This window comes from Enterobacter cloacae complex sp. P47BA (assembly GCF_014930485.1).
Taxonomy (GTDB): domain Bacteria; phylum Pseudomonadota; class Gammaproteobacteria; order Enterobacterales; family Enterobacteriaceae; genus Enterobacter; species Enterobacter bugandensis.
Genome location: NZ_JADBRF010000007.1, coordinates 45,702 through 58,121, shown reverse-complemented (window position 1 = coordinate 58,121; position 12,420 = coordinate 45,702). Strand labels below are relative to the sequence as shown.

11 protein-coding genes are annotated in these 12,420 nt (G+C 55.7%); 1 reads left to right on the top strand and 10 read right to left on the bottom strand.

Annotated features, from left to right (window positions below; all coding sequences use genetic code 11):
- Position 1: 1 nt before the first annotated feature.
- Positions 2 to 781 carry a tRNA uridine 5-oxyacetic acid(34) methyltransferase CmoM gene (gene cmoM, locus IM299_RS09215; protein ID WP_028012576.1) on the bottom strand — a complete coding sequence of 260 codons (780 nt, stop codon included), beginning with the start codon at positions 779 to 781 and terminating at the stop codon, positions 2 to 4.
- A gap of 124 nt (positions 782 to 905) precedes the next feature.
- On the opposite strand from cmoM, the gene elyC reads away from it, so the two are divergent.
- On the top strand, positions 906 to 1,685 hold the full coding sequence (gene elyC / locus IM299_RS09210; protein WP_193357370.1) for an envelope biogenesis factor ElyC: 780 nt from the start codon (positions 906 to 908) through the stop codon (positions 1,683 to 1,685).
- Here elyC and IM299_RS09205 read toward each other — a convergent pair.
- The 9 genes from IM299_RS09205 to rpsA all read right to left on the bottom strand — a co-directional run bounded on the left by IM299_RS09205 (position 1,662) and on the right by rpsA (position 12,311).
- The gene (locus IM299_RS09205) at positions 1,662 to 2,555 is read right to left on the bottom strand and encodes a YcbJ family phosphotransferase (protein WP_028012574.1); all 894 of its coding nucleotides are present in this window, start codon (positions 2,553 to 2,555) and stop codon (positions 1,662 to 1,664) included. The genes elyC and IM299_RS09205 overlap by 24 nt on opposite strands.
- A 141-nt stretch (positions 2,556 to 2,696) precedes the next feature.
- The gene (kdsB, locus tag IM299_RS09200; protein ID WP_028012573.1) at positions 2,697 to 3,443 is read right to left on the bottom strand and encodes a 3-deoxy-manno-octulosonate cytidylyltransferase; all 747 of its coding nucleotides are present in this window, start codon (positions 3,441 to 3,443) and stop codon (positions 2,697 to 2,699) included.
- On the bottom strand, positions 3,440 to 3,622 hold the full coding sequence (gene ycaR, locus IM299_RS09195) for a protein YcaR (RefSeq protein ID WP_006174474.1): 183 nt from the start codon (positions 3,620 to 3,622) through the stop codon (positions 3,440 to 3,442). Before ycaR ends, kdsB begins: the two co-directional genes overlap by 4 nt.
- A 45-nt stretch (positions 3,623 to 3,667) precedes the next feature.
- Positions 3,668 to 4,897 (bottom strand): winged helix-turn-helix domain-containing protein, encoded by a 1,230-nt coding sequence (locus IM299_RS09190; protein ID WP_193357369.1) that lies wholly within the window; start codon positions 4,895 to 4,897, stop codon positions 3,668 to 3,670.
- A 44-nt stretch (positions 4,898 to 4,941) separates the two neighbouring features.
- Positions 4,942 to 5,919, bottom strand: a complete 978-nt coding sequence (lpxK, locus tag IM299_RS09185) for a tetraacyldisaccharide 4'-kinase (RefSeq protein ID WP_193357368.1) — start codon at positions 5,917 to 5,919, stop codon at positions 4,942 to 4,944.
- The gene (gene msbA / locus IM299_RS09180; protein WP_028012570.1) at positions 5,916 to 7,664 is read right to left on the bottom strand and encodes a lipid A ABC transporter ATP-binding protein/permease MsbA; all 1,749 of its coding nucleotides are present in this window, start codon (positions 7,662 to 7,664) and stop codon (positions 5,916 to 5,918) included. Before msbA ends, lpxK begins: the two co-directional genes overlap by 4 nt.
- Positions 7,665 to 7,700: 36 nt before the next feature.
- Positions 7,701 to 9,965 (bottom strand): ComEC family protein, encoded by a 2,265-nt coding sequence (locus IM299_RS09175; RefSeq protein WP_193357367.1) that lies wholly within the window; start codon positions 9,963 to 9,965, stop codon positions 7,701 to 7,703.
- Positions 9,966 to 10,179: 214 nt separating this feature from the next.
- Positions 10,180 to 10,467, bottom strand: a complete 288-nt coding sequence (gene ihfB / locus IM299_RS09170) for an integration host factor subunit beta (RefSeq protein ID WP_008499965.1) — start codon at positions 10,465 to 10,467, stop codon at positions 10,180 to 10,182.
- 170 nt (positions 10,468 to 10,637) lie between these two features.
- Positions 10,638 to 12,311 carry a 30S ribosomal protein S1 gene (rpsA, locus tag IM299_RS09165; protein ID WP_008499966.1) on the bottom strand — a complete coding sequence of 558 codons (1,674 nt, stop codon included), beginning with the start codon at positions 12,309 to 12,311 and terminating at the stop codon, positions 10,638 to 10,640.
- Positions 12,312 to 12,420: the final 109 nt, after the last annotated feature.

The following is a 12,420-nucleotide window of genomic DNA, read 5'->3' as shown; positions in this document are numbered from 1 at the left end:
GTTATCCTTGCATCTGCGGCTTGTGCGCGGTGACGTGAATATAGCGGCCAAGGCTGACGAACGGCTCCTGGCGGCAATACCGCGTTTCTAATTCTGTTAAGGTGTCAAAACAGTCACGCTGTTTGTGTTTTTCACGCAGATAATCATGAAACACCCTGACGCCCGTCTTCCCGACGATCTGCCAGCCAATCTCTTCCAGCCAGCCGTAAACCTGCTGCGGATCGCGCGGATAGTCCGGGGAAAGCGTGCGTTTTTTCTTTTTCGGCATCCCGACCTGAACATAGTCGAAGTTCCCCGCCACCATGTTGTGCATCAGGAAGCCGTTAGCATTGTAGAACATCAGCGACAGCGTACCGCCCGGACGTAACATTGACCACAGGGTTTGTAACACGCTTTGCGGATCGGCAACCCACTCCAGCACCGCATGAAACAATATCAGATCAACCTGGGTTTCCAAATGCTGCGCGATGTCCTGAGCGGCGCATTGTATAAAATGCATGTTGTCGCTCACACCTTTCTCTTCTGCGGCACGCGTCGCGCGGGCGACCATTTCAGCAGAAAGATCGCAAAGCGTGACGTGATGACCGCGTTCAGCCATTTTTATGGCCGTCTGCCCTTCACCACCACCGGCGTCCAGCACGCGCAACGTTTGACCACCGAACGTCGCCAGAATAGTGTCCAGATCCTGCCAGAGGATCGTCTGACGGAGCTGCCCTTTCGTGGTGCCATAAATGTTGCGCGAAAACTTTTCCGCGATGTCATCAAAATTGCGATCCCGCATTGGGAGAGTTCCACTCGCTAACTGCAAAACCGCTATTTTGTCACACCCGCGCGGAGAATGAACCTCTCTGGTGTAATATCACCGGTAATCATCTGCTGTATGGTCAAAAAAGGAACCAAAAAGGATGCTTTTTACCCTTAAGAAATACGTTGGAGGGATGATGCTTCCCCTTCCGCTGCTGCTTATCATCCTCGCGCTGGGGCTGGCGCTGGTGTGGTTTAGTCGCTTTCAGAAGAGTGGCAAAACGCTTATTACGTTCGGCTGGCTGGTCCTTCTGCTGCTGAGCCTGCAGCCGGTGGCGGATGGACTGCTGCGCCCCATCGAAAACAGGTACCCTACGTGGCAGGGAAACCAGAAAGTTGATTACATCGTTGTGCTGGGCGGCGGGTATACCTGGGACCCTGACTGGGCCCCCAGTTCGAACCTGATCAACAACAGCCTGCCGCGGCTAAACGAAGGTATTCGCCTGTGGCTGGCGAATCCGGGATCAAAAATGATCTTCACCGGCGCGGCGGCCAAAACCAACCCGGTGAGTACGGCTGAAGCGGGGGCCAGAATCGCGGAATCGCTCGGCGTACCGCGTTTCTCTATCATCACGCTGGACAGCCCAAAGGATACCGAGGAAGAGGCTGCCGCGGTGAAGCAGGCGATTGGCGATGTTCCGTTCTTACTGGTGACCTCCGCCTCGCACCTGCCAAGAGCGATGATTTTCTTCGAGAAGCAAGGTTTGCACCCGCTTCCCGCACCGGCAAACCAGATGGCCATCAGCGCGCCGCTCAACCCATGGGAACGGGTGATCCCCTCTCCGATGTGGTTGATGCATAGCGATCGCGTTGGCTACGAGACGCTCGGACGCCTCTGGCAGTGGCTGAAAGGCTCGTCAGGCGAGCCAGGGCAAGAGTGATTTAGCCGCCAGATCGAAGTTGGCGCGATTGAAACGTCCGGTGTTGACCAGCTGCGCCACTTCGTCCCAGAGCAGATAAAGCCAGCGACGCCAGAGAAACGCCTCTGCAACGGGCGCGCGTTGAAGGTAGTGCCACAGTAAACCTTCCGCCGCCCCGCTGTCGCTGAGCCTGAACAGCTCATATTCCCGCGGTGCCCAGAGCATGATCCCCGGCCCTAGCATCGCCAGGAGCTGATCGCTGCGGGAGTCTTTGAGCATACTACGCAGAGTAAAATTGCCGTGGATCAGCACGCAGTTGTCGTTAAAGCCGTCGAACAGCGCCGGTAAGCACTCGCGGGTGCGAAACAGAATACGTTTGTCCTGCATGGTCAAACCGGTATTGTTGAACTGGTTAAGCGTCCCCCACAGCACTTCCACCCGCTGGCGATACCACAGCGGCCACAGGTTTTCCTGGGTGCTGTCAACCGGACCAACAAGCCCGCGGCTATCCTGTCGGTGCCAGGCCAGCAGCGCCTCAACAATCTGATCCTTCAGCTGTTCCCAGCGTTCCGGCGTACGCGCGGGCGCTTCTACCGGCACACCGCGTAAACGCTCAATCAGCAGTACGTCCGGGCCGGGATGTTCCTCGTGGGTCATCACGCCGTACACGGTCGGCATACGGACGGTTCCCTCCCGTGCCAGCATCGACATTTTCCAGGCAAGCTGCCTGGCGACGCCCGGCGACGAGAAGCTTCGTGCCATCAGCGGCATCGGGTTGCCCTGGCCGTCATACAACGACCAGAGCGCGGTATCGACCTTTTCACTCACGCATTCGACCCGGCTTAACTTCTCACCCAGCAGATGGCTAAGTTCGGCACGCAGCTGTTCCATATGAGATTACCCCCATTAAGACTACTGCTTTTATAATGAGCGCACAGCGTGAAGATGTCACCCGGAAGAGATCAATTAGGGTAAAGAAAGGGGAATTTGCGGGGAGAGAACATCCCTCCGAAAGGAGGGATGCAGGCGGGATTAGCGCAACTCGGCGCGGACGCGCTCAAGATCTTCTGGGGTATCAACGCCCGTTCCCGGTACTTCGCGGGCAACGGCAACGTGGATTTTTTCGCCATACCAGAGCACGCGAAGCTGCTCCAGCATTTCGATATGCTCCAGCGGGCTCGGTGCCCAGGCTACATAGCGGCGAATAAAGCCGGCGCGATAGCCGTAGATCCCAATATGGCGCAGGAAAGAATCACCGATGGTCTCTTTAGAGAGCGCAAAGCGATCGCGATCCCACGGAATCGTAGCGCGGGAGAAATAGAGCGCATAGCCTTCGGCATCCATCACCACCTTCACCGCATTCGGATTGAATGCCTCTTCAGCGTGGTGAATAGGCACCGCGAGCGTCGCCATACCGACCTGACGCTGCGCCAGGTTTTCCGCCACCTGACGGATAATAACGGCCGGGATCATCGGCTCGTCGCCCTGCACGTTGACGATGACCGTATCGTCACTGAAACCACATTTCTCAACCACTTCAGCCAGACGCTCGGTGCCGGACTGGTGATCGGCGCGGGTCATGCACACCTCACCGCCTGCGGCCTCAACCGCACGGGCGACATCAGGATGATCGGTTGCAACGATAATGCGGTCGGCACCGGACTCACGCGCCCGCTCAAGGACATGCACAATCATCGGCTTGCCGTTGATATCTACCAGCGGTTTACCCGGCAGACGCGTTGAGGCATAACGTGCAGGAATAATGACAACAAAACTCATGGTTTGCTCTCTTCTGCCACCAGGGAACGGGCTTCATTTTCCAGCAGTACCGGAATGCCGTCACGCAGCGGGAAGGCCAGACTGTCCAGCTTGCAGATCAGCTCCTGTTTGTCCTGGCTGTAGTAAAGTTTGCCGTTGCATACCGGGCAGGCAATAATTTCAAGTAAACGGTGATCCATAGTTCCTCCGTATGGGTAATCGCTAAAGCTTAACACATTCCCTTTTCAGGGCGTGCCTGTTTCCCAGCCACTTCGACAGGATGTGAATAACCCGTCAGGTACCCGGCCAAGCGTTACGTCGCGAGCCTCCTGCCAGCGCGCGAACTCGCTAATGGCGGACGTTAACCCTTTTTCCAGGCTCGCCGTGACCCTGATGCCCTCTTGCAGATAAAGGGCAATGACTTCAAGCGTGCCGGTCTTGCGGTGCATTTTGGCATCCATGCGTCCGACCAGTTGTCCCTTGTGCAGCAGCGGTAAAACAAAGTAGCCGTATTGCCGCTTTGGCGCCGGGGTATAGCATTCCAGCCGGTAGCTGAAGTCAAACAGCTGCTCGGCGCGTTTTCTGTCCCAGACAACCGGGTCGAACGGCGACAATACCGCGCTGTGGGTCGCCCGGAGTTTCCCCTCCAGCGCCTCGGGCAGCAGAGGGACAAGATCCGCATGCAGCCACATTTCTCCCAGCGTTTCCACCATAACGGGAATAACTCGCTGTTCGCGCTGCCACATCTCAAGCAGAGGCTTCAGCGCAGGCTGACGGAGGCGGTAATAGTCTGCCAGCCATTGCGGACGGAAAATGCCCAGGCTGCGGGCGCTGTTCTCCAGCATGATGGCCTCGGCCGCCTCCTGGGTAAGCAGATCCCGCTCGTCGTCCCAGTGAGGCATCACGCGATGCGTCAGATCATAAACGCGCTGAAAATTACGCCGTTCAATGACCATGACTTTGCCTGACGTGAACAACCCTTCAAGATGACGCTTGTGCGGCTTCCACTCCCACCATCCGCCTGCAGCTTTGCGCGGATGTTCAAAATCGGCGGATCGAACGGGGCCGTTTTCCTGAATATGGCTGATAAGCTGCTCTATTTCGGCCTCATGTTCCTCCATCCACGCCTGCCGGTATTTCCATCCCATCTTTTCCGGAGCAAGCATACGGTGACGTACCAGGGCGAAATCGCTACGGGGCAGGAAGCAGGCTTCGTGAGCCCAGTACTCCATCAGCTCCCCTTTGGAGAGCGCCTCATCCAGCCACTGCGGAGGATAACTCCCCAGGCGGCTAAACAGCACCAGGTAAGGGCTACGGGCGACAATGTTAATGGTGTCGATTTGGAGCAGCGACATGCGCTGGACGGTAGAGAGGATATCGGCAGGCTGCGCGCGGCGACGGGGCTTTTTGAGCAGCCCCTGCGCGGCAAGGTGTAAATGACGTGCGGCTGAAAGCGAGAGTTGCGGTAAAGACATGCGTTTTCCTGTCAGTCAAAGCGCCACCAGAACCGCGTAAGCCTCTACTGCACCAACGTAATCAGTTCCTTAAGCAATTGTTCCGGCTGTTCGCCGCTGAGTTCAGCGTCAACCGGCAGATACCACCAGTTTTCTTTCGCAAAGGCACGGCATTTCACCGCATCTTTTTCGGTCATAATGAGCGTCTGGCCAGGCGCGGTAAGCGCCTCAACCTGTTCTGCCACCATCGCCTGATGGTCAGCCAGCGGAACGCGTTTTTCCAGCCGGGCGCCACACTGCTCCAGCGTCGCGAAGAAGCGCGGCGGATGACCAATACCCGCCATTGCCACCAGCGAAGGCAGTTCTGCAACCGCCCGGCGTTCACCCGTCACCAGGTTGACCGCCATTCCCGGTAACAGACGCATAGGAATTTCACCCGCCTCGGCTTCACCGCCGTTAACTATCACCGCATCAACGGACTTCAGACGCGAAGCGCGTTCACGCATGGGGCCAGCGGGCAGCCACCAGCCGTTGCCGAAACGGCGAATGCCGTCGATAACTACAATCTCTTTATCACGCGCCAGAGCGTAATGCTGCAGGCCATCATCAGTGATGATGATTTGTACCGCGTGTTCAGCAAGCAGGGCCTGCACGGCGTCGCTGCGCACCGGGGAGACCGCAACCGGCGCACCGGTACGCTGGAAAATCAATACTGGCTCATCACCCGCTTCTGCGGTCGTGGTTTCCGCCGACAGCAGCAATGGGTAGCGCGCCGCTTTACCACCATACCCACGCGATACCACGCCGGGGCGGATGCCGCGTTTTTGCAACTGCTCCACCAGCCAGATCACCACTGGCGTTTTACCGTTGCCGCCCGCCGTGAGGTTACCCACCACGACTACCGGAACCGGCGCGCGCCAGGCACGCTTGATCCCCAGACGATAAAACAGGCGAATAATGCCGCTCACCAGGCCGTACAGCCAGGAGAGCGGCAAAAGCAGCAGCCACAGCGGGGATTCACCGGACCAGATGCGAGCAATCATTCGCCGAACTGCATCTTGTGAAGCTGGGCGTAAACGCCACGATGTTCCAGCAGATCGGCATGGCTTCCGCGTTCAACAATGATGCCGTCTTCAACCACGACGATCTCATCTGCCTGCTCAATAGTGGACAGACGGTGCGCAATCACCAGCGACGTACGGTTCTTTTGCAGTTCATCCAGCGCCGACTGAATCGCGCGTTCAGATTCCGTATCCAGTGCAGAGGTTGCTTCGTCCAGGATCAGTATCGGGCTATCGCGCAGCAGCGCGCGCGCAATGGCGATACGCTGGCGCTGACCGCCGGAGAGCAGTACCCCGTTTTCACCGATGATCGTGTCCAGACCGTTATCCATCTTGTTGATAAAGTCCATTGCATACGCCATACGCGCGGCGTTCTCAATCTGCTCGCGGCTGTACTCGTCAGTGCGCGCATAAGCAATGTTGTTGGCAACCGTATCGTTGAAGAGATGCACGTTCTGAGAAACCAGCGCAACCTGGTTACGCAGCGACTGCAGGGTGTACTCCCGCAGGTCGTGACCATCCAGCAGGATCTCACCTTCGTTAATATCGTAGAAACGAGTGATGAGGCTCGCAATGGTGGATTTACCGGAGCCGGAGCGGCCTACCAGCGCAACGGTTTTACCTGCCGGAATCGTCAGGTTGATATTGCGCAGAGCCGGCGTTTCGCGGCCTGGATAGGTGAAGGTCACGTTGCGGAACTCCACGTCGCCACGCGCGCGCTCTACCTCGCGTGTACCTTCGTCTTTTTCCTGTTCAGAATCCAGAATGCTGAACAGCGTCTGGCAGGCGGCCATCCCGCGCTGGAACTGGGCGTTCACGTTGGTCAGGGATTTCAGCGGGCGCATCAGGGCAATCATCGAGGAGAAGACTACGGTGATAGTACCCGCCGTCAGCGTCTCCATTACGCTCGGGAAGCTTGCCGCATAAAGAACGAACGCCAACGCCAGTGAGGCAATCAGCTGAATGATCGGGTCAGAGATGGAAGAGGCCGAGACCATCTTCATCCCCTGCAGACGCATTTTGTTGCTGACTTTGTCAAAGCGTTTGGTTTCAACTTCCTGACCGCCGAAGATCAACACTTCTTTGTGCCCTTTCAGCATCTGTTCTGCGCTGGTCGTCACCTGCCCCATGGTGTTCTGCATATTCTTACTGATATTGCGGAAGCGCTTTGAGACGACGCGGATAGCAATGGACACGACCGGTGCCAGCACGATAAGGATCAGCGACAGCTGCCAGCTGTAATAGAACATCATTGCAAACAGACCGATGATCGACGCTCCTTCGCGCACGACGGTAATCAGCGCGCTTGAAGAGGAGGAGGCAACCTGCTCTGAATCGTAGGTAATACGAGACAGCAGCGTCCCGGTGGATTGCTTGTCAAAGAATGAAACCGGCATGCCCATCATGTGGCTGAACAGACGACGGCGCATGGTCATAACCACTTTCCCGGAAACCCAGGAGATGCAGTAGCTGGAGATATAGCTGGTGATACCACGTAAGATCATCAGCCCGATAACCACCAGAGGCATCCATAGCAACACTGAGCGATCCGTTTTACCAAAACCGTCGTCCAGTAACGGTTTGAGGAGCGATAACATAAAAGTATCGCTGGCTGCGTTGAGGATTAACGCTACACCCGCCACGATCAGGCCTGCTTTAAAGGGAGCAATCATCGGCCAGAGTCGGCGGAAGGTTTGCCACGTGGAGAGATCTTTGTCGTTATGCATTCAAAAAACCAGCATTTGTTGAAATAGCCGCATATTCTACCCGTTATCTACGGGCGCGCCAAACCACTGATGATACCAGGGGGGTAAAAATTGATCCCGCACGCGCCGGATTTGCCAGCGATGGTGCGAAAATGTCACCGATATTTGCCCGGAATGGGGGGTATCGTGCCAGATATATCCCTCTTTTCGATAGCGCCGGACTACTTTAGCCGACGGGAATCGCCATGCGTTATAGCGGGCCGCTGAATCCAGCGCAATCTCCCCTTCCAGGCGCTGTACCAGCGGCAATGAAGACGCGGTATTGCTGCCGTGATGAGGTACCTGTATGAGGGTGGACGTCAGATGCTGCCAGTAATGGCTAAGCATAGCCTGTTCTGCCTGTGCTTCAATGTCTCCCGTCAGCAGAACGCTCTGCTCGCCGTCGTCAATTTTTACCACGCAGGAGTGATTGTTACCCTGAGCCGGATAATTTTCAGTGGGCCAGTGGACGGTGAACGTTAACCCCTGCCATTGCCATCTTTGCCCGCGAAAGCAGGGACGATGCCCAGTCTGGTGCAACGGACTTCTTACCCACATTTCGGGCCATGTTTTTTGCAGCGATACAAGACCTCCCGCATGGTCGAGATGCTCATGGCTGAGAATAACGCCTTCCGGCTGCAGATGATGCCAGCGCAGCCATGGAATAATTAACCGCTGTGCACGATCCCCGCCCGGCCAGGCAAGCCCGGTATCGTAAAGAATGGCTTTTCCCTGTCGTTCAATAACCATTGCCAGCCCCTGCCCCACGTCCAGCATATGGAGCGTCCAGGCGTCGCTTTTCGCCTTTCGCCAGAGGGGAGAAGCCAGCAAGACACTTCCCGCCAGACAAACGGCAGGAACGGTTTTCCAGGCGCGGAAACGCCAGCCGATGAGGATAAGCCACGGCAGTAACGTCATGTACTGCCAGCGCTGGTCCACACCCTGCCAGCCGTCTGGCAGGCGCATCAGCAACCAGAACAACCCGGCAAGCGTCTTATCGGCTGCATACCAGATGCCGCTTTCCAGCCCCGCCAGCGGCAGCAGATGGAGCAGCATGCCGAGTAAAATCAGCGGTACGCAGACAAACGTCACCAACGGCACGGCAAAGAAATTGGCGATCAACGATGAAATGCTAAAGCCATGGAAAATCAGAACCTGTAGCGGCATGAGAAGTAACAGCATGCCGACCTGCAGATAGACCAGGTTCAGCAGCGGACGTATCCGGCGAGCCCACTGCCAGTGAGGAAGCGGCAACCACTGAAACCAGAAAATCAGCGCGGCGACGGCAAATGCAGACAAAAGCAGACTCTGCGAAAGTATGGCTAAGGGATCGCTTATCAGGATCGTCGCGACACAGCAGATCCACACCTGCCATGGAGACCATTGCCGGGAACCGATCCGCAGCGCCGCCAGTACAGCAAGTGCGATGACCGTGCGTAGCGCGGGCGGTTGCAGACCGGTCAGCCAGGCGTAGAAAGCAGCAAAGAATAACCCTGCCAGCAGAGGCATTTGCCAGTTGACCCGATGGCAAGGTAATAAAAACTGAAGCCCGCGCACAAGAAACCAGACGATGGAGGCCGCCAGCGCGATATGCAGACCCGAAATCGCCATCAGATGCAGCGTGCCGGTTTCACGCATCAGGTCTTTTATTTCCCTGGGGACATCCAGACGTTCTCCCATGCCCAGCCCGAGGATAACCGCGCCCCAGCGATAAACTGAAAGTCGGTTTTGCAGCGATGTCAGGTATTGCGCTCGCAGGCTGCAGCGTCCATCGATGAGTTCTGCATGGGTAAAACGCCCACTTAGCGTTTGATGGCGGGCAATAGCGCTGCGCTGGGGGTCATACCCTCCGTCGTTCAGTTCGCCGTGTACAGGCCTGAGCCGGAGCGTCATCGCCCAGCGCTGACCGGCACACGCTTTCTGCGGCAGATAATGACCATAAAGCGTTACGCCCGTTGACGCCCACCAGCGCTGGCCATCAACGGTGAGTATTTTTCCCTGATGCACAGTGGCACCATCAGTCGCGGCGATCTCCACCTCGGCCTGTACGGCACCTGCGGTTAAATGCTGCATCGGCCAGACGCTCTCTTGCGCGGCCAGAATGCCCCACACGCAAAATAACAGCGTCAACCCCACATACTTCAGCCGTACGTTTTGGCGTGCGGCCAGTGCAACTGCGCCAGCCATCATTATCCAGATGGTATAACGCGATGGCAGTTCAGGTAACCAGAGTAACGGGGCTATCGCCAGAATGGCGCAGATACCAAAAGCGGGAATTCCCATTGCTACCTCCCTGTTTCTGGGTGGCAGTATGCGGGCAGATCGAGCGGGGTGTCAGGCGTGAAAAATGCAATCTACAGCAAGCGCTGCAAGGTTTTTAGCGCGTTGCAGAAAACGCAACTTAAAATGCGAGACACCTTCAGAATGAAAGTGACGGAGACAAAAAAAGCACCCGCAGGTGCTTTCTTTCGAACCCAGTTTAACCGGCTGGCTAAACTCAGTTGCCGTAAATATTGGCGCGATCGCGCAGTTCTTTACCCGGCTTAAAGTGTGGAACGTACTTACCTTCCAGCTCGACTTTATCACCAGTTTTCGGGTTACGCCCGGTACGTGGAGCACGATAGTGCAGAGAAAAACTACCGAAACCGCGGATTTCAATGCGCTCGCCCTGGGCAAGAGTGGAGGCCATATGCTCCAGCATCTCTTTTACGGCATCTTCCACTGCCTTGGCAGGGATATGCGGTTGCTGACTGGCAAGTCTTTCAATCAATTCTGACTTGGTCATGATTCCTCCGGTTCCTTTCAAACCAATTAGCTGAACAGCTCATTAAACAAGGGCGGCCGTAGCCGCCCTTTGTTATTGATTACAGGACGAATCCTGCAATCTGTCAAGTCTGCTCCTCATCCTTCGCGCTGTAAATGCGTTACAGCTCAAATGATGCTGAGAACCTGATATTACTCGCCTTTAGCTGCTTTGAAAGCTTCAGCCATTGCGTTGTTAGAGAAGTTTGCATCTTCCTGTTTGTTAACAGTTGCGATTGCATCTTTCTCATCAGCTTCGTCTTTAGCACGAACAGACAGGCTGATTGCACGGTTCTTGCGGTCAACACCGGTGAACTTAGCTTCAACGTCGTCGCCTACGTTCAGAACCAGAGTGGCATCTTCAACGCGGTCACGTGAAGCTTCAGAAGCGCGCAGGTAACCTTCAACGCCGTCAGCCAGTTCTACGGTTGCGCCTTTAGCGTCAACTGCAGTCACTTTACCGTTTACGATTGCGCCTTTCTTGTTCAGTGCAACCCAGTTGTTGAACGGATCTTCTGCGAGCTGTTTAACGCCCAGGGAGATACGCTCACGCTCTGCGTCAACCTGCAGAACAACTGCAGCGATTTCGTCGCCTTTTTTGTATTCACGAACTGCTTCTTCGCCTGCAACGTTCCAGGAGATGTCAGACAGGTGAACCAGGCCATCGATGCCGCCATCCAGGCCGATGAAGATACCGAAGTCAGTGATAGACTTGATTTTACCTTCAACACGGTCGCCCTTGTTGTGGGTTTCCGCGAACTGCTGCCATGGGTTGTTTTTGCACTGCTTCAGGCCCAGGGAGATACGACGACGTTCTTCGTCGATATCCAGAACCATCACTTCCACTACATCACCAACGTTAACAACTTTGGATGGGTGGATGTTTTTGTTGGTCCAGTCCATTTCGGAAACGTGCACCAGGCCTTCAACGCCTTCTTCGATTTCAACGAAGCAGCCGTAGTCGGTCAGGTTGGTTACGCGACCAGTCAGTTTAGTACCTTCTGGGTAACGCTTAGCGATAGCTACCCATGGATCTTCGCCCAGCTGTTTCAGGCCGAGGGATACACGAGTACGCTCGCGGTCGAACTTCAGCACTTTAACAGTGATTTCGTCGCCCACGTTCACGATTTCGCTTGGGTGCTTAACGCGTTTCCACGCCATGTCGGTGATGTGCAGCAGGCCATCAACGCCGCCCAGGTCAACGAATGCGCCGTAGTCAGTGAGGTTCTTAACGATACCTTTGACTTCCATGCCTTCCTGCAGGTTTTCCAGCAGCTGATCGCGTTCTGCGCTGTTTTCGGATTCGATAACGGCACGACGGGAAACAACAACGTTGTTACGCTTCTGGTCCAGCTTGATTACTTTGAACTCAAGCTCTTTGCCTTCGAGGTGCAGGGTGTCACGGACTGGACGAACGTCTACCAGTGAACCTGGCAGGAACGCACGAATACCATTCAGCTCAACAGTGAAGCCACCTTTAACTTTGCCGTTGATAACACCGACCACAGTTTCAGCTTCTTCGTAAGCTTTCTCCAGCGTGATCCATGCTTCGTGACGTTTAGCTTTCTCACGAGACAGCAGGGTTTCGCCGAAGCCGTCTTCTACTGCGTCCAGAGCAACGTCAACTTCGTCACCAACCTGGATTTCCAGCTCGCCCTGGGCGTTTTTGAACTGCTCAGCCGGAATGGCGGACTCAGATTTCAGACCGGCGTCAACCAGTACTACGTCTTTGTCGATAGCAACAACAACACCGCGAACGATGGAACCCGGACGGGTTTCGATTTCTTTTAAGGATTCTTCAAACAGTTGAGCAAAAGATTCAGTCATGTTTAATCTTCAGGTTAATATTAACGTCCACCTGGCTCCGTGCCGGATGGGGTTGTTTCACATACCCGCCGTCAATCCATTGCAGCGGGGGTACTGCTAAATCGGTCGC

Coding starts and splice junctions, on each gene's coding strand:
- msbA (WP_028012570.1), bottom strand. CDS start 7,664: ATGCATAACGACAAAGATCTCTCCACGTGGCAAACCTTCCGCCGACTC.
- rpsA (WP_008499966.1), bottom strand. CDS start 12,311: ATGACTGAATCTTTTGCTCAACTGTTTGAAGAATCCTTAAAAGAAATC.
- ihfB (WP_008499965.1), bottom strand. CDS start 10,467: ATGACCAAGTCAGAATTGATTGAAAGACTTGCCAGTCAGCAACCGCAT.
- IM299_RS09190 (WP_193357369.1), bottom strand. CDS start 4,897: ATGTCTTTACCGCAACTCTCGCTTTCAGCCGCACGTCATTTACACCTT.
- kdsB (WP_028012573.1), bottom strand. CDS start 3,443: ATGAGTTTTGTTGTCATTATTCCTGCACGTTATGCCTCAACGCGTCTG.
- lpxK (WP_193357368.1), bottom strand. CDS start 5,919: ATGATTGCTCGCATCTGGTCCGGTGAATCCCCGCTGTGGCTGCTGCTT.
- ycaR (WP_006174474.1), bottom strand. CDS start 3,622: ATGGATCACCGTTTACTTGAAATTATTGCCTGCCCGGTATGCAACGGC.
- elyC (WP_193357370.1), top strand. CDS start 906: ATGCTTTTTACCCTTAAGAAATACGTTGGAGGGATGATGCTTCCCCTT.
- IM299_RS09205 (WP_028012574.1), bottom strand. CDS start 2,555: ATGGAACAGCTGCGTGCCGAACTTAGCCATCTGCTGGGTGAGAAGTTA.
- IM299_RS09175 (WP_193357367.1), bottom strand. CDS start 9,965: ATGGGAATTCCCGCTTTTGGTATCTGCGCCATTCTGGCGATAGCCCCG.
- cmoM (WP_028012576.1), bottom strand. CDS start 781: ATGCGGGATCGCAATTTTGATGACATCGCGGAAAAGTTTTCGCGCAAC.